Here is a 24,735-nt window from a genome sequence, read left to right on the forward strand (position 1 = left end):
TCGCCTGTCTCATGGGGTTCTGTCCGTTTAGCATTCTTCTCCTGTGATTGGTCGTGACGATGGGGAGGCAATCCGTGTTTTCTCGGATAGCGGTTGTCGGGATCGTGGCGGGGACGCTGGTCGTGGGTGGAGGAATGGCCCAGGCGGTGACCATCAGTACGAAGCTGAGCAACGGAACACTGTCCTTCACCGGTCAGGACGGGTCCGCGTACGGAGACCCGTCCGTGTTCTACGCGTCCAGCAGCTACAGGAAGACCGGCGGGTCGAGGGTCTCCGTCAGGCTGGAGATGCTCACGAAGAACGGACGCTTCGGCAGTGGCGACGCCTACCAGTCGGTTTCCGCCGGACAGACGGTCATCACGCAGTGGGGCGGCGTGAGCAAGGCGACCTACGCACCCGACTGCAAGGCGACCGGTGCGATGGCCGCGAACGGCGCCGTCCACTACACGCCGACGGTCCACTTCTGCTGATCGTGTGGCCGCGCATGCCGGGCGTGGTGCTGCCCCCAGCGTCACGCCCGGCATGTCCTTGAGGAGAACCATCTTGATCGAGGCATCGATGGGCGCGGTTCCCGGCCTCTTGCTCGCCTTCTCCGTACTGGCCCTGCTGGTGTGCGTCCCGGTCGGTGTCGTCGCCCGGCGCAGGGGCGGGCCGGTGGCCCTGCCGGTACTGCTCGCGGCATCGGTGGCAGGGGTCCTCTGCGTCACGCTCGTCCCCGCCCTCACGGGCGACGCGGGGAGGAACGCGTGCGACCTGGGGTTCGGCCTGGCGGGTCTCAACCAGTCGGCCTGGCTGAACCTGGCGCTGTTCGTCCCGCCCTCGCTGTTCGCCGTACTCCACTTCCGCGCGCCGGTCCTGACCGCCGTGTGCGCGAGCCTGGGCAGCGCGTTGATCGAGATCGCGCAGATCCGGGTGACCGGGAGGTCGTGCAGCCTCACCGACTTCCTCATGAACTCGACCGGCGCCGTGGTGGGATCCGCGGCAGGTGTCCTCTGGATTTCGGTTTCGGCGAGAGAGTCCGGGCTCCGTTGGGGTCGTGACGCGCGCGTGGCGCTCCTGGTGGGGGCCATCGGAGGGGCGGTGGCCTCGGCGCTCCTCGTCGCATGGCCTCCGGCCGTGCACGACGCGGTCCGTTCGGACCGGGAGGCGGCCGAGAGGGTGGCGGAGACGGACGGCGCGGCCGAGTGGCTGGGGCGAGCCGCGAGGGATGCCTTCGGTCCGGACGCCGCGACGCGGGGTGTCCGGACGGTCGAGCGCGAGGGGCGCTGGATCGTGTCGGCCGAGAACGAGAAGGGAACGATCGAGGGCATCTGGCCGGAGCGAAAGATCACGCGGGTGATCGCCACGGACAACAGGGCCGAGTCCGGAGCTCTGAGCGCGGTCGAGGCGGCCACGGTCGGCCAGGAGTTCGCCGGCAGGTGGTTCCCCGACGAGGTGCGCGGCAGCACCCTGAAGACATCCGCACTCGCCGGGAGTTCGGGGGACCACAGCGTCTACGAGCTGACCTATCGCAGGTACGTCGACCAGGTCATGATGCCGATGCGACTGGACATCGCGGTCACATCGGGCGGACGGATCCTCAGCGCGGTCTGCGCTCCGGAGCCGGACCCTCCCTTCGACGCTCCGGTCCTCACCCGCGGCCAAGCCGAGGAACGGGTCCGGCACAGCACGGGCCAACGCTCCACGAGCGCCGTGCTCCTCGCTCAGAAGATCGCGGGAGTCTGGCGCCCGGTCTGGATGATGGGCATGCCGGAAGGGTCGCGGGTACCGGACGCGTTCGTGGACGCCCGGACCGGCAACCTGATCGAACCGGGTTCCTGAAGCCCGTACGTCGGCTGCCCCGGCGTCGTGTCGCCGGTCTGATCACTGGAAGGGGAACGAAGTGGCATCCACCGTGCCGGAGCTCTACGGGCGGATCGCGGAGCGATTCGGAGAGTTGATCCTCGATTGCCCGCCGGGAAGATGGGGGGATCCTTCCCCGTGTCCCGGCTGGACGGCCCGGGACGTCGCGGCCCACGTGGTCTCGAATCACAGACGGGCCGTCGCCGGGCTGGACGGATCGGGCTATTCGGAGCCGGGCCGGGACGAGGACCTGATCCAGGCGTGGGAGGCGGTATCCGGGGAGATCAAGACCGCCCTGCGTGACCCGGTGAAGGCACGCGCCCTTCTGGGGGAGGAGTTCGGATCCATCCCGTTCGAGGAGTTCGTGAGGCGGATGGCCTGTGCCGATACCCTGATCCACGGATGGGACCTGGCGCGCGCGACCGGTCAGGACGAGGCGCTGGACTCCGAGGCCGTGGCCGTGGCGACCGAAATCCTGCTGCCGGAAGACGGGGACATCCGGATGCCGAGGGCGTTCGGCGCCAAGGTCCCTTCGGCCTCCGACGCGGACGCCCAGACCAGGTTGCTCAATTTCCTGGGTCGCAAGGTGTAGCGATCGACTTGTCCCCGAGGGAACCGAAGATCATCGAGCCTCGTCTTTGAACATGTTCAGGATCCTTGAACGTGTTCAAGTCGAGCTCCACCAGGAGGTTCCCACCCATGACCGCACCATCCCGCCGCGCCGCCCGATGGATCGCGACCACAGCCGTCGTGGCGGCCGTGGCGTTCGGCGGCCGGCAGGCGTACCTGTTCGCGTCGGCCCTCGACGGCACCCTGGGGGCGCCCTGCGACAGGGCCGCCCGGTTCGTCCGGGCCGCCGAACTACCCGCCGGGACACACGACCGGCGCTGCACCACGGGCCAGTGGATGAGCATCTCCTACGAACTGGACTTCCGTGCCCCCCGGGAGGAGGCCGAGGCCTGGCTGCGGGCCTCGTATCCCGACGAGCCGGTCCGCCGGGGCGACTGCTGGAACGGTTCCGACGCCTGCGCGCACCCGCAGCCGCGCCCGGTGCCGCACACGGACGAGAACGGCGACCGGCAGGGTGACGTCCTGAACGTCCGCATCGACTACGAGGACGGGGACGTCGCGCACGTACGCGTGTCCGGGGTGACCATCTGACCCCGCCACCGGGAGTGCCGCACGGCGGATTACTCGCCGGGCACCGGTCGTCCGACGCGCGGGCCCGTCTCGAAGGCCGCCAGTGCCGCGCGGGCCGCCGGGTAGACGTCTGCGGGGAAGCACCGGTCGGAAGACAGGGCGGCTTCCAGGAGGGGCGCCGCGGCGCACGCCGGAGAGCCGATCCGGGCGATGTGGCGCACCGCCGCGCGGCAGGGTTCGTCGGCGGCGCCCGACTTCAGGGGCTCCAGGGCGGCCAGCAACACGGGGACGGCGGCGTCCGCGTCATCGGTGATCCGCCACCAGGCGTGTGCGGCCTGGACACGCGTCCACGCGCCGGGCGACTCCAGCAACGGCCGGACCGCGGTGGCGCACGCCCTCGCCCGCGGACCCAGCTCGGCCAACCGGCCGAGGTCGGCCCGCCCCAACCCCCTGGCCGCCGCGTCCCGCAGGAACGTCAGGAAGAGCTCCGGTTCGCCGGTGATCCGCCAATGGGCCCATGCGGCGTTCTGAACACCGTGCCACCTGCGTACGCCGTCCGGCGCGAGGGCGCCGTCGTCGTGGCGCGGTGGTTGGGCGGTGCCGCGTACGAAGGCCTCGAGGGTGTGCGCGGCGGGCATCGCCGCCGGGCCGACGGCGCCGAGTACGTCGCAGGCCCAACGCGCGTTGCGGGTGGCGAGCGTCGACAGCAGTTCCGGAACCGCCTCGCTCGCGGCGGGACCCCACGAGGCCAGGGCCGCGAGGACCGGTCGCAGGTGCTCGTCGCCGGCCGAGTCGACGAGCAGCCGGCGGATCCCGGGGAGCAGCGCGTCGGCGCGTCCCGCCAGGGGCCGCAGGACCTGTCCGAGCGAGGTCACCTGGAAGTACGGGAGTCGGGTGCTCGACGACAACCACCGGTGTACGGGCTGCATGACGGCCGGATGGTCGAGCAGGGCGAGAGCCAGCGCCGCCGGTCCGGCGATCCGTTCGTAGGGATGACGGGCGGCCCGGACCAGCGCGGGGACGGCCGCGGTGATGTCCTGCGTGGAGTCCGCCGACGTGAGCCGCGCCGGCACCATCGCGGCGTCGCCGGCGGCGTGGGCGTGCCGGAGGTCCAGGCACCGCACCAGGCCGGCCACCAACTCCGGCCGTGGCTGACGCCATCGCGTCAGCACGCCCGAAGTGATGGCCACCGCACCCTCCACGAGCTCGGAGCGCTCGGAGTCGAACCCGCGCAGGGCAAGAGCGACCCCGCGGTCCACGTGCGCGTACTCCTCCAACCGCAGCTCGTGCGGTTCCACACCCGCTGCCCACAGCAACTTGCGTACGGAGAAGCCGTGTACCGGCTCGGTTCCCAGCGTCATGGCTCGCACGCTACAGCGGGGACTCGTGTGAGGGGCGGGCCGGCCGGCGGCGTCAGGCCCGTCCTCCGACTCCGACGAGACCCGCGAGGACCGGCTAGCGTGCCATCCGGTGCACCTGCCCCGCCGGGGTGGGGCGGGTCCGGGACAGCTTCGCGGCTCTGCCGCGGGCCTTCTCGAACGCCATCACCGGATTCCCCGCCGCGCGCCAGGGCTCGGCGCCGCACCACGGTCCGATCCGGCGGAACTGCTCCAGAGCGGCCGTGTACAGCATGGATTCCACCAAGTGGTGTGCCAGCAGGTGGCGCAGGACCGGCAGGTGCTCGTCGTCGGGCGCCACCTGGTCGAACGAGGCGGCGATCCGCTTCAGCAGACGCCGGCGTACGGGCGTGACGGGCAGCAACCGGGAACCGGACCGCTCGGCGAGTTCGTCCAGCGCGTGCAGGTAGATCCCGGCGAGCGGGCTGCCTGCCGGCGCCGTGTGGACCGCCTCCCGGGCGAAGCGCATCATCAGCCGGTTGCTGCCGTACCACTTGGCGCACCAGTACTGGAGGGCCTGCCAGTGGCCCTCGTAGTGGTGGGGGGCGCGCGCCATGAGCTCTGCCCAGAGCTGCTGGAACCGCGCGCGGGAGTACCGCGCGCCGCGCGCCGCCGTGATCATGACGACCCAGGGGCCCGGGTTCGCGGGATCGAGCAGTGCGGCCTTCCGGGCCTCCTCGATCGCGGCCGGGAGCATCTCGCGGAAGCGGTTCATGTCCGAGGTCGGGACCTGGTGTGCGTAACCGCTGCCGCGGATCTCCCAGGCGCGGTGGACCATCAGGCTCGAGAGGAGGGTCGCCGCGTCACAGTCGCCGGGTTCGGCTGCACGCCAGGCGTCGAGCCAGGCGTCGTCGCGCCCGGCCACGTGCTGGAGGAACTCCAGCCGGGACCACCGCTCGTCCCAGTCCTCGCCCGCCGCCCCGACGTAGCGCCGGGCGGCCTTCCAGTCCCCCTCCCACGCGGCGTCGGCGACGGCCTGCCTCTCCTGCGACCGGTGTCCCGACGGGAGCGGACCGGCGCGCCGGTTGTCGAGGACGTCACGGGGCGGAAGACCGTAGGAGGTCGCCACGAAGTGCTTCTCGGCCCAGGCATCGGCCCGTTCGGTGCTGACGAAGACGCGGTAGAGGGTGATGAGGAGCACGCCGATCAGGGCGACGAGGAAGAGGGTCACGGCGGGGAATGATCCCGGAGTTGATCACCGTACGCAATAGCTCGGGCCATCGATAAGGCGAGGTCGGGGCGGGTGCGGGGGTCGCCCGGGAGGCCTGTCGCGTGCGGGTCGGGCCTCCGGACGGAGCAGGCCGCGCGCGGAGGTCGCTCGATCGAGAGTCGCCTGGCGGCATGCCCGATTCGTGATGATTTCAGTTCACTTGGCATTCCGGGTCGCAGCACCCGCACCTCGGATCTCTATTGAAAACGAGTGTCATAATCAGATAGAAGTACGGGGTGCTCACCTCACGACAGGTGCTCGAGCGCCGGCCGGCACATGTCCGGCCCCTCGCCGTCACCGCGCTCCGACATCCCACCGTCTCCACGCTCCTCGCGGATCACCGCTCCCTGCTGGCCGACCTCATGGACGGCCTGGGCTCCCCGTTGCACGTGGTGCTGCCCGAGATCTTCGAAGAGAACGTCCGCCGACTTCGTACGGCGTTCGCGGAGGCCGGCGCCCCCGTGGACATCCTGTTCGCCAAGAAGGCCAACAAGGCCGACTGTTACGTCGGTTCGGCCGCCGCGCTCGGCATCGGAGTCGATGTCGCAAGCACCCCCGAACTCGTGAAGGCCCTGGCCGGGGGAGTGCCCGGACACCGGATCGGCGTATCCGGGCCCGAGAAGGACGACGCGCTGCACGCCCTGGCCGTGCGGCACGGCTGCCTCGTCGCCGTCGACTCGATCAGCGAGCTGCGTCGACTGGCGGCGACCGCGCGGCTCGCGCGCCGCCAGGCCACCGTCCTGCTGCGCTGTCGTACGAACGCGCAGCCGGGCAGCCGGTTCGGGATGTCCGCCGCCGAGCGCGAGGCCGCCGTCGGCCTCTGCGCGGAGCTCGGCGCCCACATCGCCCTCCGCGGGTTCTCCTTCCACCTGAACGGGTACTGCGCGGCGGAACGCGCGACAGCGGCGAACGAGATGATCGAGCACTGCGTCGACGCCAGGCGCCGCGGCTCACCCGCCGCGGAACTGGTCGACATCGGCGGCGGGTTGCCGGTCCGCTACGTCGACCCGCGGGTCTGGGAGGAGTTCCTGCGGGACAACGGGCCGGCCCACTACCACGCGGCCAAGGACTTCAAAAGCTTCTACGCCTACGGCGGGCCGACCGCCGCCCAAACGGCGCGCGCGATCATGGAACACCCGGTCGCCGGCGGACAGAGCCTGTCGGCGAAGGCGCGGCGCAACGGCATCCGCTTCATCGTCGAGCCCGGCCGGGCCCTGCTGGACCAGGCCGGACTCACCCTGTACCGCGTCCAGCAGGTCGACGACCGCAGGGACACCGACGGCTACGCGATCGTCACCGTCGCCGGCAGCAGCTTCAGCCTCTCCGAACAGTGGTTCAACAGCGACTACCTCCCCGACCCGCTGCTGCTCCCCGCCGACGCCGAAGCCCACACCCAAACCCACGCCCACGCCCACGCCCACGCCCACGCCCACGCCGGCGAGGTGTTCCCGGCCTGCGTCGCGGGGTCGACCTGCCTGGAGAGCGACCTCGTGACCTGGCGGAAGATCGGCTTCCCGCAGCCCGTACGGCGCGGCGACCAGCTGGCCTACCTCAACACCGCCGGCTACCAGATGGACTCCAACGAGTCGCCGTTCCACGACGCGGCCCTCCCGCTGAAGGCCGTGATCCGTCTCGACGACGCGTCGGGCCGACCGCGCTGGCGCCTCGACGGCATCTGACGCGACGCCCGGCCCCACCAACGCGACCACCGACGCGACCACCGAAGAACAGAGGAGAGATCCCGCATGTCACAGAGCTACGCCCCACCCGGCAAGTTGTGGCTGTTGCCGCAATCCCAACAGGAAGGACTGGACCTCGACCACCGCCAGGTGATCGCGGTCGTCGAGCAGGCCTACCGCGCGTTGCGCGAGGGCGGCTCGAACAACCCGGTCAAGACGATCATCGACGATCCCGAGCACCGCTCGCTGAGCTACTCGATGGTGGCCAGGGACGCCGGGAGCGGCACCGTCTGCTTCAAGGCCGTCTACGAGTTCGACCCGCGCCGCACCCGCGACAGCTACCGCTTCCAGTCGTTCGTCTTCCTCGTCGACGACACCACCGGCGCGCCCATCGCCCTGATGGACGTGGTGCGGCTCGGCCCCCTGCGGTCCTCGGCCACCACCGCCCTGTTCGCCCGCGCGGCGTGCCCCGACGCCCGCAGCGCCCTGGTCGTGGGCACCGGAGTCCAGGCCCGGGCGGCGCTGCCGATGCTGCTCGCGGCCCTGCCGAAGCTCGAACGGCTGCGGGTCTTCGGGACCTTCCCCGACGGACTGCGCGCCGTCCGGGACAGCGTCGACGGCCGGGAGGTGGAGATCGTCAAGGACCTTCGGGAGGCCGCCGGCGAGGCGGACATCGTGATCGGCGCCGCCGGCCTGTCCGCCACGCGGGAAGTGCGCCGTGCGTGGATGAAGCCCGGTTCGGTCGCCGTCCTCCTCGGGTACGGGGTGCACCCCGACGTATGCCACCAGGCGGACTACCGGATCGCCACCGACACCGCCCAGATGCACGCCACCTGCGACGACCTCCGCAGCCCGGACGGCAGCCTCCCCGCGGTGGACGCCCAACTGCCGGACATCCTGCTCGGACGGGCCCCCGCCCGCCGCCACCAGGACGACGTCGTCTTCGCCTACAACAGCGGCATGGCGGTCACCGACGCCGCGCTGGGCCGCTACGTCGCCGATCTCGCGCGGGCGGCGGGGCGCGGGGAACAGGTCGACTTCTGGTGAGCGGCGACATGACCGAAGCGACCCGCACCGCCGGGACCGGTGCCGCGGGAACCGGCGCGGCAGGCACCGGCGGCGCGGACACCGGCGGCGCCGGATGGTGGGTCGAGAACTCGCGGGTGCTCCTCTCGCTCGCGCTCCCACTGATCCTGACCAACTTCGCCTACGTCGCCCTGACCACGGTCGACATCCTGATGCTGGGCAGGCTCGGCACGGTCGAGATAGCCGCCGCCGGACTGGCCATCGCCCTGTTCAACCAGTTGCGCACCACCGGTACGGGCCTGGTCACCGGCCTCGGCAACCTGGTCGCCGAGGCGCGCGTGCGGGAGGATCGCCGGCGCATCGCCGCGCTGCTGTTCGCCGGGTTCTTCTGGGCCACCGTGTGCGGCGTGGTGTTCTGCGCCGCGCTGCTGATGATCGGCCCCCTCCTGGTCCTGCTGGGCCAGGACCCGACCGTGGTCGACGAAGCGGGCCGGTTCCTGATGGTCCTGGCGCCGGGCATGCTGCCCTGCCTGTGGTTCCAGACCCTGCGGCACTTCACCACCGGACTCAAGCGACCCGGGCCGCTGCTGGCCATCACCCTGGTGTCGGTCGCGCTGACCGTCGGGCTCAACCACGCCCTGATCCACGGCGAGTTCGGCCTGCCGGCGTTCGGGTTCGTCGGCGTCGCCATCGCCACCGTGACGGTCTTCCTCCTCTCCTTCCTCGCCTTCCTCGCGGTGATCCTGCGGGACGACGTGCTGCGCCCGTACCTCACCTCGCCCCAGACGCGACGCTGGAACGGTGACGCGGTCCGGTCCGTCTGGCGCCTGGGGCTGCCGATCGCCGGAACCTATGCCTCCGAGGCGGGGTTCTTCAGCGTGCTCACCCTGGTCATCGGCTCCCTGGGGGCGCAGGCCCTGGCCGCGCAGACGGTGCTGAACCAGATCGTCTACATCGTCTTCATGATCTCCGCGGGGCTCTCCCACGCGGCGTCCGTCCACATCAGCGAGGCCGACGGCCGCGCCGACTACGCGACGGCCCGCAAGATGGGCCTCCTCGCCACCGCCTGGGGCGTGATCGCGACGCTGGTCGTCGCCGTCGTCTACCTGGTGGTCCCGGACCGGATCGTGTCCCTGTTCCTCGCGGCCGAGCACGTCGGCAACGCGGACATCATCGCGCTGACGGTGACCGGACTGCTGATCGCCGCCCTCATGCAGGTGTTCGACGCCGTGCAGAACATCGGCAACGGCATCCTCAGGGGCATCGGCGACACCGCCGGCCCCTTCCGGATCTCCCTGGTCGGGTACTGGCTGATCGGACTGCCCGCGGGCTACCTGCTGGGCGTGAGCGCCGGCCTGGGAGTCGAGGGCGTCTGGATCGGCCAGACCGTCGGCCTCGCGGCCACCGCCGCCATCCTGCTGTTCGCCTTCCTGCGCCGCGTCGACCGGCTGCACCGCACCGCACCCTCCCCGAGATCGGAGCCCTCGTGAACCCCGTCCTCGCGTCGACCACCTCGGCGCCCCTGATACGTCCCGAGGTGGCGGCCCTGCCCCGCTACGATCCCGGCGCCGACACGGACGAGGTGGCCGCCCTCAGCGGCTCCCGCCGCGTCATCAAACTGTCCAACAGCGAGACCCCGTACGCCGTCTCCCCCGCGGTCGCCGCGGCCGTACGCCTCGCTGCGGAAGCCGGCTTCGCCCGCTACCCCGATCCCTCCGGCAAGCGCCTGACCGAGGCCATCGGCACGTCGTCGGGCGTTCCCGCCGGGCGCGTCGTGCTGGGCAACGGTTCGGAGAACCTGCTGGAGCTGCTGTGTCGGGCCGTACTCGATCCCGGCGACCTGGTCGTCACCCAGGCCCCCGGGTTCAGCCTGCACGAGATCTTCCCGCGGGTCATGGGGGCCCGGGTCGCGAAGGTCCCGGTCACCGCCGAGTTCGGGTGCGACGTAGCCGCTTGGCGTGACGCGCTGGCCGCCGGGCCCAAGCTCGTCTTCCTCGCCAACCCCTGCAACCCCACCGGCGCCGTACTCACGGGCGAAGAGCTCGCGGCCGTGGTGGCCGAGGTCCCGAAGTCGGCCCTGCTGGTCCTCGACGAGGCGTACGGCGAGTTCGCCCGCCCCGACCCCGCCTATCCCGACGGGTTGGAGGCCCTGCGCGGCCTGGACCGGCCGTGGATCGTCCTGCGCACCTTCTCCAAGGCCTACGGTCTGGCCGGACTCCGCGTGGGATACGGCATCGCCTCCGACGCCGACCTCGTCCAGGCACTGGACCGGGTCCGTACCCCGTACAACGTCAACCGGCCGGCCCAGGACGCCGCCCTCGCCGCCCTCGGCGACCACGCGCACCTGGCCGACACGGTACGCCGCACCCGTCTGGAGATCGCCAGGGTCACCGAGCGGCTGCGCGGCGCGGGGCTGCGGGTGGTGCCGTCCTCGACCAACTTCCTGTTCATCGACACCGGCCAGCCGTCCGACCGGGTCGCCCGGGACCTGCACCGCGCCGCGATCATCGTCAAGGCGTGGCGCGAGCCGGGATACGAAACCTACATCCGAGCCTCCCTGTCGACCCCCGAGGACAACGACGTCTTCGTGCGGTGCCTGACGGAGATCTGCGCGAAGGGCAACCAGTGATCAAGAGCAAAGTGTCGGACCTCATCGGGCGCACGCCCCTGCTCGAACTGTCGGTCGCGGAGGGTTCGGCCACCGTCCTGCTGAAGCTGGAGCAGTTCAACCCCACCGGAACCGCCAAGATCCGGATGGCCAGGAACATGGTGGACGAGGCGGAGGCGGCCGGCCTGCTCAGCCCCGGCGGCCGGCTGGTCGAGTCCACCTCCGGCAACACCGGCCTCGGCCTGGCGCTCATAGCCGCCGAACGCGGCTACAAGTTCACCGCCGTGGTGGACAACCACTCCAGCCCGGACAAGCTCCGCGCCATGCGCGCCTACGGCGCCGACATCCTCAACGTCGCCGGTGACGCCGACGGCCTGGCCACCGCCGAACGCGACACCGTGGCGGAGCGGCTCGCGGCGGAGCACGGCGCCTACTGGACCGCGCAACACCGCAACCAGGGCAACCCCAACGGCTACCGGCCCCTCGCCCGCGAACTCCACGACGAACTCGGCGACGCGATCGACTACCTGTACGGAGCCGTGGGCACCGGCGGCTCCCTCTGCGGCACCGGGCGCGTCCTGCGCGAACGCATCCCCGACCTGAAGATCATCGGCGTGGAGCCGGTGGGATCCGTCGTCTTCGGCGGCGCGGGCGCGCCCTACCACCAGTCCGGCACCGGCACGCCCGAGGGCTCCGAGATCGGCGCGGTCGTCGACTACGAACTCTTCGACGAGGGGGTCAAGGCCGGCGACGCGGAGGCCTTCGAGACCTGCCGCTACCTGGCCCGGAACTTCGGCATCCTGATCGGCGGTTCGGCGGGCGGCGTGGTCTACAAGGCGTTGGAGCGGGCCCGCGTCGCCGGGCCCGGGACCACCATCGTGGTGCTGGTCTGCGACGGCGGCGACAAGTACCTGGACACCGTGTTCAACGACGACTGGATGGCCGCCCACGGCCTGCACGACGAGCGGGTCGTCCACCGGCTCGCCGCGATGCTGCGCTGAGACCCCTGCGCCGCGCGGTGCGCGCGGCGCGCCGCGCCGAACCCACACCGACGCGCTGAACCGCCCTACGGGCGTGCGGAGTTCGCGTCCCCGTCCCCTTCTGCCACCTCGTTCGAAAGTGATACTCTCCAGACAATGAAAACGAAAACGATTACCATAACCCTTACGGCTCTGACGATGATCGCGGCGGCGGGTTGCGGCGCCGGCGGCTCCTCGGACGCCGACGGGAAGGCCGGGGACGCGACGAAGGACACGGCCAAGACGGCGAGTGCGACCGCCTACCCCTTCACGCTCAAGAACTGCGGCACCGACGTGACCTACAAGGCGGCGCCCAAGAAGGTCGTCACGCTGAACCAGAGCGCCGCCGAGATCCTCATCCACCTGGGCGTGGGCGACCGCATCGCCGGGTCGGGCTACGAGGTCGAGAAGACACCGGACGCGATCGCCGAGCAGTACAAGCGGATCCCCCTCCTGTCCGCTCGTGGACAGGAGATCAAGCACGAACGACTCCTCGAAGCGCAGCCGGACTTCGTCTACGGCTCCTTCGCCAGCATGTTCACCGCCGAGCAGTCCGGTGACCGCAAGCAACTGCACGACCTGGGCGTGCCGACCTACCTGACCGAGTTCGACTGCACGTTCCACGAAAGCGTGGCCGGCGCCAACTTCGACATGCTGTACGAGGAGTACCGCCGGCTGGGCAGGATCATGGGCGTGCCCGCCGCCGGGGACAAGCTGGCCGCCGAACAGAAGGCCGTGGTGGACAAGGCGCTGAGCACCGTCAAGAAGCGCGACACGCCGCTGAAGGTCATGTGGTTCTACTCCACCTACGAGGGCACGCCGTGGGCGGCCGGCCCCGGCGGCCTGCCGCAGCACATCTCGGAACTCGTCGGAGTCGAGAACGTCTTCGCCGACGCGAAGACCAAGTGGGCCGAAGTCAGCTGGGACCAGGTCGCCGCCCGCAACCCCGACGTCATCATCCTGGCCGACCTGACCCGGGGCGAACCCAACGACACCGCCAAGGAGAAGATCGACCTCCTCAAGAAGGACCCCCTCACCAGCAAGCTCGCCGCCGTGAAGGGCGACCGGTTCATCTCCATCCCCGGCTCGCACATGGACCCCGGCCACGGCAGCGCCTCCGCCGTCCCCGCGCTGGTCGACGGCCTCAACCGGCTCGGGTGACGCGCCCACACCATGACCACCACACACAACACCGCGGAGCCGACCGAGCCCGCCCAGCCGACCGGGCCCACCGGGCCGCGGGCCGCCGGACCCGCCAAGCCCGCCGGACCGCAGGCCGCCGGACCGCCGACCGCCGGCCGTGAGAGGCCTCCGGTGCCCCGGCCCGCCCCGGCGACGGCCCTCCTCCTCCTGGCCGGGGCCGCGCTGCTGGTGTCGATCGTCGCCGCGTCGCTCTTCGGGAGCGCCGACATCCGCCCCCTGGACGTCGTCTCCACGATCCTGCGCCACGCGGGACTGGAGGAACTCGCCCCCACCCCGCCCCTGCCGGGCCTGCTCGACGCCCTCGTCTGGGAATCCCGTTTCCCGCGCGTTCTGCTGGCCGCCGCCGTCGGCATGGCCCTCGCGGTCTCCGGCACGGTGCTCCAAGCGGTGACGAGGAACCCCCTGGCCGACCCCTACCTGCTGGGGGTCTCCTCGGGCGCCTCCACCGGCGCGGTCGCCGTGCTCCTGCTGGGGATCGGGGGAAGCGTCTCGCTGTCCACCGGGGCGTTCGTCGGCGGCCTCGTCTCCTTCGGCCTGCTGCTGCTCCTGCTCGGCGGGGGACGCGTCGCGAGCGCGTCCCGCGTCGTGCTCACCGGCGTACTCGTGTCCCAGTTCTTTGCCGCCGTCACCTCGGTCATCCTCATGGTCAGCGGCGACGCGAACTCCACCCGCGGTTTCACCTACTGGCTGCTCGGCACCCTGGGCGGCGCCCGATGGGAGGGGGTCACCCTCACCGTCGTCATCATCCTGGCGGGTGTGGTCGCCGTCCAGTTCTTCGCACCCGCCCTGGACGCCTTCACCTTCGGCTGGGACTCCGCCTCCGCCCTGGGAATCAACGTCACCGCGGCCCGCGTCTGGCTGATGGTCCTGACCTCCGTCATCACGGCGGCCGCGGTGGCGGCCTCGGGGGCGATCGGCTTCATCGGCCTGCTCGTCCCCCACGCCGTCCGCATCGTCACGGGGAGCATGCACCGCCTGCTGCTCCCGATGTCCGCGCTCGTCGGCGCCGTCTTCCTCATCTGGGTCGACGTCTTCGCCCGGACGGCGTTCTCGCCCCACGAACTACCCGCCGGCGTCATCACGGCGCTCCTCGGCGCGCCCGCCTTCGCGCTGGTGCTCAAGCGTCTGGAGTCCTGATGGGCCGCATCACCACCACCCGACTCTCCTGGTCGGTCAAGGGCCACCGCCTGCTGGACGACATCGACATGGCGGCACACGACGGGGGGATCGTAGGCCTCCTCGGCCCCAACGGGTCGGGCAAGTCGACGCTGCTGCGCCTGCTCGCGGGCCTGCGCCGCCCCGAGACCGGAACCGTCAGCTACGACGACACCAGCCTGGACGAGCTCGGCCGCCGCGTCCTGGCCCGACGGCTCGCCGTCGTCGAACAGGACGTGTCCGCCCACCACCACGTCAGCGTCCGCCAGGTCGTCGAACTCGGACGCACACCGTTCCGCGGCCGTTTCGACGCCCTGACCGAGCACGATCGACGCGTCGTCGACGCCGCGCTCGAACGGACCGACCTCACCGAGAAGCAGGGCCGGAGCTGGCACACCCTCTCCGGAGGGGAGAAGCAGCGCACCCAGCTCGCCCGCGCCCTCGCCCAGGAGCCCCGCGAGATCCTGCTCGACGAACCGACCAACCACCTCGACATCCGGCACCAGCTGGAACTCCTCGAACTCCTCACGTCGCTGGACGTCACCTGTGTCGTCGCCCTGCACGACCTCAACCTCGCCGCCCGGTACTGCGACCACATCGTCGTCCTGGACCACGGACGGGTCGCGGCGGCCGGCAGCCCCGAGGAGGTGTTGACCCCGGACCTGATCGAGGCCGTGTACGGCGTCCGCGCGCTCGTCGACCGCGAGCCCGCCACCGGAACCACCCGCGTCACCTACCTGACGTCGGCCACCCACCACCCGACCGCCGGCAGGTCGACGCCCCTCGAGGGTGCGCCTCGCTCGCTCCGTGTTCGGCGTCCTTCGCCGACGCCCGATTCCGGGGCAGGGCGAGCGAGGTGAGGGCCAGTCCGATCAGGCTCAGAACCGCGCCCGCCAGGCCGGTCCACCGCAGGGCGCCGGCGGCGACGATCGTGCCGCCGATCACCGAGCCCGCCGCCGCCCCGAGGTTGAAGGCGCCCACGTTGACGGAGACCGCCAGAGTCGGGGCGGCGCCCGCATGGTGCAGGATCAGCCCCTGCAACGGCGCGATGGTCGCGGTGGCGAGCAGGCCGAGCACGAGGACCGCGACCACCGCGGTCGGCTGCCACACCACGGCGAACGGGACGAGCAGCAGCGTCCCGGCCAGCCCGCCGAAGACCCCGCGCACGGTGGCGCCCATCGACCTGTCGGTCAGCTTCCCGGCGGTGAGGTTGCCGAGGAAGCTGCCCGCGCCGTAGGCGAGCAGCAGAGCGGAGACCGCCGTGGTGGAGAAGCCGGAGACGCGGGTCAGCAGCGGGGCGACGTACGTGAACACCGTGGCGACGCCGGAGAAGCCCACCGCCGTGGTGGCGATGGCGAACACGACCGGCCGACGTGCCACCACGCGCAACTCGTCGCGCAGTCGCGTGGACGGTGCCTCCTGCCGGGGCAGTACGACGGCCAGCAGCGCGGCGCCCACCAGGGACAGCGCGGTCAGCACGGCGAACGGAGCCCGCCATCCGGCACCCTGCCCGAGCAGTGCCCCCAGGGGCACGCCGAGGAGCGTGGCCACGGTGAAACCGGAGGCGACGGTGGCGATGGCCGAGCCCGTCTTCCCGGCCGGGACCACCCGCGTCGCCGTCACCAACGCCAGGGCCAGGAAGGCGGCGTGGCTCAGCGAGGACACCACCCGGCCCACCAGGAGCAGGCCGAACGACGGGGCCACGGCGCTGATCGCGCTGCCCGCCGCGAACAGCAGCATCAGCCCGACGGCGAGGCCCTTGCGCGGCAGGCGCGACGTCAGCAGGGCCATGAGCGGCCCTCCGACCACGACCCCGAGCGCGTACGCGGTCACTGCCTGTCCGGCGGTGCCCACGGAGACGTCCAGGTCAGCGCCGACCTGGGGCAACAACCCGGCGATCAGGTACTCCGACGTACCCACGACGAAGACGCTCGCGCACAACGCGGCGAGCGTCACGGAACTCTTGTTCACCTTCATGCCGCAGACGCTAAAGTCTCACATCGGTATGAGAGTCAAGTCGAACGGGCAGGGCCCGCGCGACCATCAGGAGGCCCAGGGTGCGCATCGGCGAGCTGTCCCGACGGACCGGCGTGGCCGTGCACCTGCTGCGCTACTACGAGGAACAGCGTCTGCTCCACCCGCAGCGGCGCCCCAGCGGATACCGCGAGTACGTCGAAGAGGACGTCGCCGTCGTCCGCCGCATCCGCAGCCTGCTGGCCGCCGGCCTGCGCACCTCGACGATCGCCACGGTCCTGCCGTGCCTGCGCGACACCGGCGAACGCCTCGTCCCCACCTGCTCGGACCTGCTCGCCGACCTCCACCGGGAGCGGGAGCGCATCGCCCGGGTCGTCAGCGACCTCCAGACCTCCATGGACGCACTCGACGACGTCATCGCCGCGGCCCCGGCCGACGTCACTCGCCGGGCCCTGGCCTCACCGTCCTGACGGGGCGGGGCGTACGGGGGGTCTCGTCATTAGTCGTGCACCGGCTCGCCCAGGACCTCGCCGCCGATGCGGGCGGCCAGGTCCTGGGCCCGGGACAGGCAGCCCCCTTTGCCCACGTGGACGAAGACGGTGTGGTCGTGGGTCGGAGAGTCGAAATCCGGATGGTCGCCGTGGAACACGACCTGGACCCCGTCGTACTTCGGATGCGCGTACTGGCCCGCCTCCGGATCATCGGGCCACGAGCCGTGCCAGTCGATGGCGGCCATGCCCCGGCCCAGTGCCGCCACGAACCGGTCCTCCACACCCACCGGAGCTCTCCGTCCCAAGATCTCCAGGGGCAGGTGCGGCTCCAGGGCGCGGTCGTCCATCGTTGTCACGTCGAAGTCGAACCAGAGGTCCTCGCCCTCAGGGTCGGTCCGCCCACCCGTGTATTCGAGCGTCGCTCCGGGCAGGACCACCGCCATACGCCGGACGTCCTCCACCGTCAACAGCTCGGTGAAGAGGGCGACTTGGTCCTCACGCGCCCACAGCAGCGCGCACAGTTCCCTGGCCTTGGCGTATGCCGTGGCGGCGTCGTCGGTACGGAAGACGGGATATGCCTGTGAGTTGCCCATGGCCGAAAGGTCACACGCGCCGAGCACCCCATGCCACCGAATTTCACCTGATCAGATCAGGCCAGGTCAGGTCTAGTCAGGTCAGGCCGTAGCGACCGGCACCGTCGCACGAGACCGTCCACGAGATGAAGCGCCCGCTTGACGCCGGACCTCAGTGCGCCGTCCTCGACTGGCAGTCAGTCGCCGAGCCGTCCGGGAGTAGGCGGGTCTCTGGCGTATTCAGATCCCGTCTCCCCATCCGAAGGTGACGTTGTACGCACGCTGAACCGCGTGCCGGCCATGGTCCTCGTCGGCGTAGGCCCACGCGAGGGCTGCGGAGAACCAGAGCAGAAAGACTCCGCTGACGATGCCCAGAGCGACCAGCTTGCCGTACCAACTGAGGAGGACCAGGGCGACGGTCACGATGGCTGCGCCTACGTGGGCACCCCACAGGTCGAGCGGCGCGTCCCTGCGGGCCGCTCGGGCTTCAGCCCGTTCCGCCGCGAAGCGTTCCTCTCGAACAGACTGAGGTTCGTTCTCGTCGAAGTACATCTCATACCCCTGGCCCTGACGCTACATGGGCCGGGCCCACTTCGGCAGAGGGCCGCCGAGAGGAACAGATCCGACAAACCGGAACCGCTCACGCTCGGAGGTCGCCCACTCGCCTCACCCGCACACCCTTCCCTCCGAGGCCCGCTCGACGGGGCGAGCGTCCTTGCGTGTGGCGCCTCTCCGTTTCTATACTCGGATCCGAGTAATCGAGACCGAGTACGCTGCCGAGTCGACGCACTGGAGCGCCATGCCCACCCGTGAACCGTCCGCCGTCCCGGAACACCCGAAACGCCCCGCCAACGCCCTCGCCCTTGCCGTGCTCGGGTTGTTGCTGGAGCAGCCGATGCACCCCCACGCCATGGCCGGCGCGCTCCGTGAGCGCGGCATGGACCGCACCTTCAAGCTGACGACCGGCTCGCTCTACGACACCGTCCGCGCGCTCGCGCGGGACGGGTGGATCGAGGAGGACGGCATCGAGCAGGTCGGCAACCGCCCGGCCCGCACCGTCTACCGCCACACCGCCGCCGGACGGGAGGGCTTCACGGACTGGCTCGACGAGCTGATCCGGGAACCCTCACCCGAGTACCCGCGTTTCCTGTCCGCCGTCGGATACCTCGGCGCGCTGGGCCGCGTCCGCGCGGCAGGGGCGCTGCGCGAGCGGGCGGCCGCGCTGAGGGAGCGGATCGAGCGGGGCGCCGAGGGTTACCGTACGGCCCGTGAGGAGCACGGCGTTCCGCGTCTGTTCGTCATCGAGGCCGAGTACGCCGCCGCCATGGCGCGGGCCGAGTTGGCCTGAGTGGAGCACACCGCCGACGAGGTCGAGCGCGGCACGCTGGCGTGGCCGGAAGGGGCGGACGGTGAGTGACGGCGCGGCGCGGGCCGAGACCGTCGAGGTGCTGATAGTCGGAGCGGGTCCGGCCGGGCTGGCGCTGGCCGGGGAACTGGGGCGCATGGGGGTGCGGGCGACGGTCCTGGAGCGGGAGCCCGAACCGTCGCCCTTCTGCCGCGGGTTCAACCTCAACGCGCGGAGCCTGGAGCTGCTCGATCGCCGGGGCCTCGCCGGGCGTTTCCTCGCCGAGGGGCCGACCGTCTCGACGACGGCCTTCGTCGGCCACTCCCGTCTCGACTTCGCCGCCATGCGCACGAAACACCCCTACGTCCTCGGCATCCCCCAGACCCGTGTCGAGGAGCTGCTCTCCGAGTGGGCCCTGGAGTCGGGTGCCCGCATCGTCCGCGGCCGGCGCCTGACCGGACTGCGACAGGACGCCGACGGCGTGACGGTGGAGACCGACGGAACGTACGGAACGGGCGGCACGGACGGCACGGACGGCCCGTCAACCGTGCGCTGCCGATGGTTGGTCGGCTGTGATGGTGGCCGCAGCACGGTGCGGAAGGCGACCGGAACGGGCTTCCCGGGTACACCCGCACGCGCGTTCACCCTCCTCGGGGACGTGGTCCTCACCGACCCGGCGGCCATCCCGTTCGGCCCCCACGTCGGGCCCGGCGGCCGCTCGGTGTTCGCGATCCCGCGCCCCGGCCACGTCCGTCTCCTCACCGAGGACCCGACCCCGCCCGCGGACCCGCACGAGCCGGTGTCGCTCGGCTCCTTCCAGCAGGCGATCGACACCGCGCTGGGACACCGGGCCGAGATCGCCGAGGCGCTGTGGCTGACCCGGTTCGGGGACGCGGCGCGGCTCGCCGAACGGTTCCGGACGGGCCGGGTGCTGCTCGCCGGGGACGCCGCGCACATCCACCCCCCGGCCGGCGCCATCGGGGTCAACGCGGCGATCGACGACGCCGTCAACCTGGGCTGGAAGCTCGCCCTGGTGGCGCGCGGCCGGGCGCCGGACACGCTGCTCGACAGCTACCACGACGAACGTCACGCGGCGGGCGAGCGCCTGCTGCGCAACACCCGCGCGCAGGCCGTCCTCGCCCGCGCCGAGAAGGACGACGAACTCCTGGCTCCCGTACGCGACCTGCTCGCGGAGCTCGCCGGATCCGGGGAGACCGCCGGGCCGCTGGCCGAGACGATCACCGCCGTCGACACCCGTTACCTCGCCTGGGGCGACCCCGGACACCCGTGGGCGGGGAGGATGGTGCCGGACGTCCCGCTGGGCGAAGAGGGCGGGGACGGCCTCACCGCGCTGCTGGCCCGGACGGCCGGCGGCGCACTGCTGCTCGACGGTACGGCGGGCGCGCGGGCCCTGTCCGCCGCTGCCCGACCGTGGGCGGACCGGGTCGCCATCGCCCGTACCCGCACGGCCGGCCTGGAAGGAGCCCGCGCGGTCCTCGTCCGTCCGGACGGACACGCGGCATGGGCAGGCGATCCGTCGATGCCTGTCGAGGCGGCCGTGAAGGAGCTGTGGGAAAGCCTTGAACGCTGGTTCGGGTACCCCGTACAGGGCCGGGAACTCCTGGCTGAGGGCCGGCATGTACCGGCATGCATCGGCAGGTGTTGAACGCGTTCAGGATTTTTCTTGAACATGTTCAGAAGGTCGACGTAGGGTGCTGTCATGAGCGAGCGCAGCGCCCTGCTTCGGCGCATTCGAGTCTGGTTGGCCTTCTTCCTGGTCTCCCTGGTCCTCAGCGGAGTCACCGCCTTCCCCCTGGTCACCGAGTTGCACTGGCTCAACTCCCTGGTGGACAACGTCTGGATCCAGCGCGTCTCCGACGGGCTCGACCGGGCTGACAGCGAGTACCCCTTCCTCCTCTACGGCACCGACTGGCTGGCCTTCGCGCACCTGGTCATCGCCGTCTTCTTCCTCGGCGTGTACCGCGACCCGGTGCGCAACATCTGGATCGTCGAAGCGGGCATGATCGCCTGCGCCGGCATCATCCCGCTGGCGCTGATCTGCGGGCCGATCCGGGGCATCCCCTTCTGGTGGAGCGTCATCGACATGGCCTTCGGCGTCTTCGGGGTGATCCCCCTGCTGATCCTCCGCCGCGGCATCCGGCGCCTGGAGGCGCTCCCTCAGCGGGCGAGCGACGCCGTCGCGGCTCCGTAGGCCATCGCGTCGTACCGCTCCGACGTGGCGTTCTTCGAGGCGGCCGAGGAGACGAGGATCCGCGAACCGGCTCCGACCACCCCGCGCCACCTGACGGCGAGCCTCCCGGCAGAGATGATCACAAGCCGACACCGATCCGGTCATGCTCCGGGCCCGAGGCAGACAGGCGTCCGGCTCGGCGGATACGGTGCGAAGAACGCGCCGAGAGCCGGCGCGCGGTGTGCCGGGAAGTCTGGTCGGCGTCCCGGGGGCAGCATGCCCTCCTTCCGCCGACACCCGACAGGAGCCGAAACCGATGATCTGGCAGTGGATCGGACTGACGGTTTTCTCACTCACCCTGCTGCCCGCCGGCCTGGCCATGGCCGCCGGCAGGGCACCCGCACGTCTGCGTGGCCGGCTGGCGCCGGTGCGCGCACACGGCTGGGCACTGTTGGCCCTGTACGCCGTGGCGCCCCTGAACGCGATCCCGCGCCTGACCGGGGCGTCCCCGGAGCTGAGCCTGGCGTTGACCGCCGCCGGGGGCATCGTCGCGGTCACCGGCTGCCTGGTGGCCGGCGTGGCCCGCCTCGCCGTGGTCAAGAGCGGCCTGCGATGACATCGCCGGCGCCCGCCGGTGACGTCGCGGCCCGGTCCGCCACCGGCTGGTGCGCGGTCCCCCACGGCCTCGCCTCGTTCATCCTGTGGTGGCCTTCGGTCTCCCCCGCACGGGTGAGCGCCGTTCAACCCGGCGGCGGACGCTGAGAACCGCCCCGCACGCGAAGATCGACAACGTCGGATTCCGTCGGGGAGGGCGCACATGACCACGCTTGTCAGGACCACAGCGGCAGCAACCACAGCAGAGGTGCCGGTCGGTGCTCCGGCCGGACGCGGGCGCGTGGAGCCCGTTCCCCGCTGGGCGGTCCGGGTCGCGCATGCCATCCCGCTGTGCGTCCTGCCGTCCGGGTTGTGGCGTGTCGCGCTGGTGCTGGGCCTGGCCGGCTACGACGCGGACTACCGGTGGGCGGTGTGGGAACGCCCGTACGTGATCGGGCTGTCCGTGGTCTCCGAAGGACTCGCGCTCCTCGCACTCGGACTGGTGCGGCCCTGGGGCGAAGTCGTCCCCGGCTGGGTGCCGGAACTGCGCGGCAGACGGATCCCGATCCCGGCGGTGGTCGTCCCGGCAGCACTCGGGGCAGCGCTGATCATGACGCTCTGCGCGTACGGCGTGCTGAACCAGATCTTCGGCTTCGTGGAACCGTTGAACGACAACGGCGACGGATTCCCGACCAGCGGCCCGGCCGCCTGGGCACTGTGGACGACGTACGCCCCGCTCCTCGCGTGGGGCCCGCTCCTGGCGATCCTCACCGTCGCGTACCACCGACGCCGCCGAACCGACGACGCACCGACCGCCGTTCGGCCCGAAGCCGGATAGCCGGATAGCCGGCCTTCGGGCGATCGTACGTTCGGGGCAGGGGATCAGCCGTCCAGCGAGAGGGCGTTCTTGGCGTGCGCGAGGGATGCCTCGGAGGCCGGACCGCCCGGGTTCTCGGTGGCCAGGGCCTGGTTGAGGGTGACGAAGGGGCGCATCCGCCGCTCGTAGTGGGCGTACGCGGCGCGGTGGTCGCCGTTGTCCCGGGCCAGGCAGTCGGCCAGCACGTGGGCGCCCACGAGGGCCAGGCTGGTGCCCTGTCCCGAGAGGGGGGAGGGGCAGTAGCCGGCGTCGCCGAGCAGGGTCACCCGGCCCCGCGACCACCGGTCCATGCGGATCTGAGCCATGGCGTCGCAGTAGAAGTCCGGCGCCTTGCGGGCGGCCTCGGCCAGACGGGTTCCCTCCCACCGCAGCGACGCGAGCCTGTCGACGACGAGCTGCCGCAGGGCGCCGCCGTCGCGGAGGGCGTGGGGGAGCGGGGCGGACTCGAAGCCGAAGGCGATCCTGAGTTCGCCGTTGCCGCGCACGGGCATGATGCCGAAGCCGGCGTCGCCGTCCCGCAGCCACAACTGCCAGTCGTCCAGGGCGAGGAAGTTGTCCGCGCCGAACACCGAGAGGTAGCTGCCCAGGTGGTGGGCGTACCGCTCCTCCGGGCCGAAGGCCAGGCGCCGTACGGTGGAGTGGAGGCCGTCGGCCCCGACCACGAGGTCGAAGGCGCGGGCCGGCCCGTGCGCGAACTCGGCGCGCACACAGGTCTCGTCCTCGTGCAGCGCGGTGACGCTGTCGCCGAAGAGGTACTCGACGCCGGTGCGCGTGTGTTCGTGCACCATCCGTACGAGGTCCTCGCGGAGCACCTCGATGTCCTCGCCGTCGAGCCGGCCGCTGCTGAAGGTCGCCTCGGTGGAGCGGTCGACCTCGTGGCCGTCGGCGTCGAGGATCGACATGCCGCGCATGCGGGTCCGTACGCGACTCACCCGCTCCAGCAGCCCCATGCGCGCCACGACGTCGAGCGCGACCCCGCGGATGTCCACCGCCTGGCCGCCCGGGCGCGGGCCCGGAGCGCGTTCGACGACCGTGGGCGCGAAGCCGCGGCGGCGCAGCCAGTAGGCGAGGACGGGCCCGGCGATGCCGCCGCCGGAGATGAGTACGGTGCGCATGAGAAGCTCCTCCAGTGCTCTGTACGGTGTAAGCGATCTGAACGTACGCCGTACACGCAGCCTCTTCAACTGGCCAGATGCACTGGCTGTACTAGGGCAGATACCCGCCCGATCGGCATCGCCACTGCTACGCTCTGCACTAGTACAGGAAAGGAAGGCGGCAGGACGTGACGAAGACCACGGGCACAGCCGGCGATCCGCCCTACCTGCGCATCGTCTCCGCGATCCGACGGCGCATCGCAGACGGTGAACTCGCCCCCGGTGACCGGGTCCCCTCGACCCGTCAGATCGCCCGGGAGTGGGACGTCGCGCTCGCCACCGCCACCAAGGCCCTGACCACCCTGCGCCTGGAGGGAATCGTCGAGACCCGCCCCCGGATCGGCACCGTCGTCGCCGGAACCGCCCCGGCGACCGCCGGGACCGCCGCGACCCCCGTCCCCGCCGCGCCGGCCCGCGGGCGCCCGTCCTCCTCCCCGGCCGCCGAGCAGGAGCTGAGCCTCGACCGGATCGTCCGGACCGCCGTCGAGATCGCCGACGCCGAAGGGCTCCCGGCGCTCTCCATGCGCGGCGTCGCGGCACGGCTGGGGGTCTCCGCGATGTCGACGTACCGGTACGTCCCGAGCAAGGAAGACCTCGTCCTGCACATGGCCGACGCCGCGTTCGGCGAGGAGTCCTACCCCGCGGACGCCCCCGAGGACTGGCGTACCCGCGTCGAGCTGGGCGCCCGGACCCTGTGGAGCCTGTACCGCAGGCACCCGTGGCTGGCCCAGCTCGGCTCCCTCACGCGCCCGCTGCTCGTGCCCCATCTGATGGTCCACGGCGAGTGGGTGCTGGGCGCCCTCGACGGTCACGGCCTCGACCCCACGACCCTGTTCGACATCCACGTACTGATCTACAGCCATGTCCAGGGCCTGGCGGTGCACCTGGAGATGGAGGCGCAGGCCGAGGCCGCGACGGGCCAGTCGGAGGACCAGTGGATGGACAGCCGCGCCCCCGCCCTCGGGGCACTGGTGGAATCCGGCCGCTTCCCGACCTTCGGCAAGGTGGTCGGTTCGTTCGAGGACGGCTACGACCTGCGTCTCGACGCACTCTTCGCATTCGGCCTCAAGGCACTCCTCGACGGCCTGACCCCCATCGTCGAAGGTCGGGAAGCCGCGCCGGCCGTAGACGCGTGAACGAGTCGACGGACGGGGGCGCTCGCGGGCGACCGGGGTTCGCTCGTGCGTGCGACGCCGGCCGCGTTCGTGGCAGGATGGCCGCATGTTGATCAGAAAGGGCGATGCCGCGTAGGCGCCCG

The 24,735-nt window shown here is 71.5% G+C and carries 25 protein-coding genes and 1 pseudogene; 19 read left to right on the forward strand and 7 right to left on the reverse strand.

Annotated elements, in window-relative coordinates; translation table 11 throughout:
* The first annotated feature begins 146 nt into the window (after nucleotides 1-146).
* The 4 genes from AB0D01_RS06175 to AB0D01_RS06190 all read left to right on the forward strand — a co-directional run bounded on the left by AB0D01_RS06175 (nucleotide 147) and on the right by AB0D01_RS06190 (nucleotide 3,003).
* The gene (locus AB0D01_RS06175) at nucleotides 147-470 is read left to right on the forward strand and encodes a hypothetical protein (protein WP_363053848.1); all 324 of its coding nucleotides are present in this window, start codon (nucleotides 147-149) and stop codon (nucleotides 468-470) included.
* Between the two features lie 73 nt (nucleotides 471-543).
* Entirely contained in the window at nucleotides 544-1,821 is a 1,278-nt protein-coding gene (locus AB0D01_RS06180; protein ID WP_363053849.1) for a VanZ family protein, read from the forward strand.
* 61 nt (nucleotides 1,822-1,882) lie between these two features.
* Nucleotides 1,883-2,434: a TIGR03086 family metal-binding protein gene (locus AB0D01_RS06185; protein WP_363053850.1), complete on the forward strand. Its 552-nt coding sequence runs from the start codon at nucleotides 1,883-1,885 to the stop codon at nucleotides 2,432-2,434.
* 107 nt (nucleotides 2,435-2,541) lie between these two features.
* Nucleotides 2,542-3,003, forward strand: coding sequence for a hypothetical protein (locus AB0D01_RS06190; RefSeq protein ID WP_363053851.1), 462 nt, complete (start codon nucleotides 2,542-2,544; stop codon nucleotides 3,001-3,003).
* A gap of 29 nt (nucleotides 3,004-3,032) precedes the next feature.
* Here AB0D01_RS06190 and AB0D01_RS06195 read toward each other — a convergent pair whose 3' ends face one another.
* Both AB0D01_RS06195 and AB0D01_RS06200 read right to left on the reverse strand, forming a co-directional pair.
* Entirely contained in the window at nucleotides 3,033-4,343 is a 1,311-nt protein-coding gene (locus AB0D01_RS06195; RefSeq protein WP_363053852.1) for a hypothetical protein, read from the reverse strand.
* A gap of 94 nt (nucleotides 4,344-4,437) precedes the next feature.
* Nucleotides 4,438-5,550, reverse strand: coding sequence for a hypothetical protein (locus AB0D01_RS06200; RefSeq protein WP_363053853.1), 1,113 nt, complete (start codon nucleotides 5,548-5,550; stop codon nucleotides 4,438-4,440).
* Nucleotides 5,551-5,825: 275 nt separating this feature from the next.
* Here AB0D01_RS06200 and AB0D01_RS06205 point away from each other — a divergent pair, with 275 nt between their 5' ends.
* From AB0D01_RS06205 to AB0D01_RS06240, 8 genes are all read left to right on the forward strand, one after another.
* On the forward strand, nucleotides 5,826-7,268 hold the full coding sequence (locus tag AB0D01_RS06205) for an alanine racemase (protein WP_363053854.1): 1,443 nt from the start codon (nucleotides 5,826-5,828) through the stop codon (nucleotides 7,266-7,268).
* A gap of 66 nt (nucleotides 7,269-7,334) precedes the next feature.
* Nucleotides 7,335-8,315 carry an ornithine cyclodeaminase gene (locus AB0D01_RS06210; RefSeq protein ID WP_363053855.1) on the forward strand — a complete coding sequence of 327 codons (981 nt, stop codon included), beginning with the start codon at nucleotides 7,335-7,337 and terminating at the stop codon, nucleotides 8,313-8,315.
* Nucleotides 8,316-8,323: 8 nt separating this feature from the next.
* Nucleotides 8,324-9,784 (forward strand): MATE family efflux transporter, encoded by a 1,461-nt coding sequence (locus AB0D01_RS06215; protein WP_363053856.1) that lies wholly within the window; start codon nucleotides 8,324-8,326, stop codon nucleotides 9,782-9,784.
* On the forward strand, nucleotides 9,781-10,923 hold the full coding sequence (hisC, locus tag AB0D01_RS06220; RefSeq protein WP_363053857.1) for a histidinol-phosphate transaminase: 1,143 nt from the start codon (nucleotides 9,781-9,783) through the stop codon (nucleotides 10,921-10,923). The genes AB0D01_RS06215 and hisC overlap by 4 nt, the downstream gene beginning before the upstream one ends.
* Entirely contained in the window at nucleotides 10,920-11,903 is a 984-nt protein-coding gene (locus AB0D01_RS06225) for a cysteine synthase family protein (protein WP_363053858.1), read from the forward strand. The genes hisC and AB0D01_RS06225 overlap by 4 nt, the downstream gene beginning before the upstream one ends.
* A gap of 177 nt (nucleotides 11,904-12,080) precedes the next feature.
* The gene (locus AB0D01_RS06230; protein WP_363053859.1) at nucleotides 12,081-13,082 is read left to right on the forward strand and encodes an ABC transporter substrate-binding protein; all 1,002 of its coding nucleotides are present in this window, start codon (nucleotides 12,081-12,083) and stop codon (nucleotides 13,080-13,082) included.
* Nucleotides 13,083-13,094: 12 nt separating this feature from the next.
* Nucleotides 13,095-14,261 carry an iron chelate uptake ABC transporter family permease subunit gene (locus AB0D01_RS06235; RefSeq protein WP_363053860.1) on the forward strand — a complete coding sequence of 389 codons (1,167 nt, stop codon included), beginning with the start codon at nucleotides 13,095-13,097 and terminating at the stop codon, nucleotides 14,259-14,261.
* Nucleotides 14,261-15,139 (forward strand): ABC transporter ATP-binding protein, encoded by an 879-nt coding sequence (locus tag AB0D01_RS06240; protein WP_363053861.1) that lies wholly within the window; start codon nucleotides 14,261-14,263, stop codon nucleotides 15,137-15,139. The genes AB0D01_RS06235 and AB0D01_RS06240 overlap by 1 nt, the downstream gene beginning before the upstream one ends.
* 163 nt (nucleotides 15,140-15,302) lie before the next feature.
* On the opposite strand, the pseudogene AB0D01_RS06245 reads toward AB0D01_RS06240, so the two are convergent.
* Nucleotides 15,303-16,256, reverse strand: a pseudogene (locus AB0D01_RS06245) (MFS transporter); the annotation flags it as partial.
* An 80-nt stretch (nucleotides 16,257-16,336) separates the two neighbouring features.
* Between AB0D01_RS06245 and AB0D01_RS06250 the strand changes: the two are divergent.
* Nucleotides 16,337-16,723, forward strand: coding sequence for a MerR family transcriptional regulator (locus AB0D01_RS06250; protein ID WP_363053862.1), 387 nt, complete (start codon nucleotides 16,337-16,339; stop codon nucleotides 16,721-16,723).
* 29 nt (nucleotides 16,724-16,752) lie between these two features.
* Here AB0D01_RS06250 and AB0D01_RS06255 read toward each other — a convergent pair whose 3' ends face one another.
* Both AB0D01_RS06255 and AB0D01_RS06260 read right to left on the reverse strand, forming a co-directional pair.
* Nucleotides 16,753-17,337 carry a hypothetical protein gene (locus AB0D01_RS06255; protein ID WP_363053863.1) on the reverse strand — a complete coding sequence of 195 codons (585 nt, stop codon included), beginning with the start codon at nucleotides 17,335-17,337 and terminating at the stop codon, nucleotides 16,753-16,755.
* Between the two features lie 219 nt (nucleotides 17,338-17,556).
* Complete coding sequence (locus AB0D01_RS06260; protein WP_363053864.1) at nucleotides 17,557-17,868, reverse strand: hypothetical protein; 312 nt, start codon at nucleotides 17,866-17,868, stop codon at nucleotides 17,557-17,559.
* Nucleotides 17,869-18,115: 247 nt separating this feature from the next.
* Between AB0D01_RS06260 and AB0D01_RS06265 the strand changes: the two genes are divergently transcribed.
* The 3 genes from AB0D01_RS06265 to AB0D01_RS06275 all read left to right on the forward strand — a co-directional run bounded on the left by AB0D01_RS06265 (nucleotide 18,116) and on the right by AB0D01_RS06275 (nucleotide 20,873).
* Nucleotides 18,116-18,664 carry a PadR family transcriptional regulator gene (locus AB0D01_RS06265; RefSeq protein WP_363053865.1) on the forward strand — a complete coding sequence of 183 codons (549 nt, stop codon included), beginning with the start codon at nucleotides 18,116-18,118 and terminating at the stop codon, nucleotides 18,662-18,664.
* A gap of 61 nt (nucleotides 18,665-18,725) precedes the next feature.
* The gene (locus tag AB0D01_RS06270) at nucleotides 18,726-20,327 is read left to right on the forward strand and encodes an FAD-dependent monooxygenase (protein ID WP_363053866.1); all 1,602 of its coding nucleotides are present in this window, start codon (nucleotides 18,726-18,728) and stop codon (nucleotides 20,325-20,327) included.
* Between the two features lie 54 nt (nucleotides 20,328-20,381).
* Nucleotides 20,382-20,873, forward strand: a complete 492-nt coding sequence (locus AB0D01_RS06275; protein WP_363053867.1) for a hypothetical protein — start codon at nucleotides 20,382-20,384, stop codon at nucleotides 20,871-20,873.
* On the opposite strand, the gene AB0D01_RS06280 is transcribed toward AB0D01_RS06275, so the two are convergent.
* On the reverse strand, nucleotides 20,840-20,995 hold the full coding sequence (locus tag AB0D01_RS06280) for a hypothetical protein (RefSeq protein ID WP_363053868.1): 156 nt from the start codon (nucleotides 20,993-20,995) through the stop codon (nucleotides 20,840-20,842). The two genes, AB0D01_RS06275 and AB0D01_RS06280, sit on opposite strands and share 34 nt — an antisense overlap.
* A 173-nt stretch (nucleotides 20,996-21,168) precedes the next feature.
* Between AB0D01_RS06280 and AB0D01_RS06285 the strand changes: the two genes are divergently transcribed.
* Together AB0D01_RS06285 and AB0D01_RS06290 are read left to right on the forward strand one after the other, a co-directional pair.
* Nucleotides 21,169-21,468: a hypothetical protein gene (locus AB0D01_RS06285; protein ID WP_363053869.1), complete on the forward strand. Its 300-nt coding sequence runs from the start codon at nucleotides 21,169-21,171 to the stop codon at nucleotides 21,466-21,468.
* A gap of 201 nt (nucleotides 21,469-21,669) precedes the next feature.
* Nucleotides 21,670-22,284: a hypothetical protein gene (locus AB0D01_RS06290; RefSeq protein WP_363053870.1), complete on the forward strand. Its 615-nt coding sequence runs from the start codon at nucleotides 21,670-21,672 to the stop codon at nucleotides 22,282-22,284.
* Nucleotides 22,285-22,328: 44 nt separating this feature from the next.
* On the opposite strand, the gene AB0D01_RS06295 is transcribed toward AB0D01_RS06290, so the two are convergent.
* Nucleotides 22,329-23,438, reverse strand: a complete 1,110-nt coding sequence (locus AB0D01_RS06295) for an FAD-dependent monooxygenase (protein ID WP_363053871.1) — start codon at nucleotides 23,436-23,438, stop codon at nucleotides 22,329-22,331.
* 167 nt (nucleotides 23,439-23,605) lie between these two features.
* Between AB0D01_RS06295 and AB0D01_RS06300 the strand changes: the two genes are divergently transcribed.
* The gene (locus AB0D01_RS06300) at nucleotides 23,606-24,613 is read left to right on the forward strand and encodes a TetR/AcrR family transcriptional regulator C-terminal domain-containing protein (RefSeq protein WP_363053872.1); all 1,008 of its coding nucleotides are present in this window, start codon (nucleotides 23,606-23,608) and stop codon (nucleotides 24,611-24,613) included.
* Nucleotides 24,614-24,735: the final 122 nt, after the last annotated feature.

Source organism: Streptomyces sp. NPDC048606 (assembly GCF_040650855.1).
In the GTDB taxonomy this organism is placed as follows: Bacteria; Actinomycetota; Actinomycetes; order Streptomycetales; family Streptomycetaceae; genus Streptomyces.

Excerpts from the sequence above, each read along its gene's own strand:
- AB0D01_RS06215 (WP_363053856.1), top strand. The coding sequence starts at position 8,324 with ATGACCGAAGCGACCCGCACCGCCGGGACCGGTGCCGCGGGAACCGGC.
- AB0D01_RS06295 (WP_363053871.1), bottom strand. The coding sequence starts at position 23,438 with ATGCGCACCGTACTCATCTCCGGCGGCGGCATCGCCGGGCCCGTCCTC.
- AB0D01_RS06235 (WP_363053860.1), top strand. The coding sequence starts at position 13,095 with ATGACCACCACACACAACACCGCGGAGCCGACCGAGCCCGCCCAGCCG.
- AB0D01_RS06285 (WP_363053869.1), top strand. The coding sequence starts at position 21,169 with ATGATCTGGCAGTGGATCGGACTGACGGTTTTCTCACTCACCCTGCTG.
- AB0D01_RS06195 (WP_363053852.1), bottom strand. The coding sequence starts at position 4,343 with ATGACGCTGGGAACCGAGCCGGTACACGGCTTCTCCGTACGCAAGTTG.
- AB0D01_RS06255 (WP_363053863.1), bottom strand. The coding sequence starts at position 17,337 with ATGGGCAACTCACAGGCATATCCCGTCTTCCGTACCGACGACGCCGCC.
- AB0D01_RS06190 (WP_363053851.1), top strand. The coding sequence starts at position 2,542 with ATGACCGCACCATCCCGCCGCGCCGCCCGATGGATCGCGACCACAGCC.
- AB0D01_RS06230 (WP_363053859.1), top strand. The coding sequence starts at position 12,081 with ATGATCGCGGCGGCGGGTTGCGGCGCCGGCGGCTCCTCGGACGCCGAC.
- AB0D01_RS06290 (WP_363053870.1), top strand. The coding sequence starts at position 21,670 with ATGACCACGCTTGTCAGGACCACAGCGGCAGCAACCACAGCAGAGGTG.
- AB0D01_RS06260 (WP_363053864.1), bottom strand. The coding sequence starts at position 17,868 with ATGTACTTCGACGAGAACGAACCTCAGTCTGTTCGAGAGGAACGCTTC.
- AB0D01_RS06275 (WP_363053867.1), top strand. The coding sequence starts at position 20,382 with ATGAGCGAGCGCAGCGCCCTGCTTCGGCGCATTCGAGTCTGGTTGGCC.
- AB0D01_RS06240 (WP_363053861.1), top strand. The coding sequence starts at position 14,261 with ATGGGCCGCATCACCACCACCCGACTCTCCTGGTCGGTCAAGGGCCAC.
- AB0D01_RS06265 (WP_363053865.1), top strand. The coding sequence starts at position 18,116 with ATGCCCACCCGTGAACCGTCCGCCGTCCCGGAACACCCGAAACGCCCC.
- AB0D01_RS06210 (WP_363053855.1), top strand. The coding sequence starts at position 7,335 with ATGTCACAGAGCTACGCCCCACCCGGCAAGTTGTGGCTGTTGCCGCAA.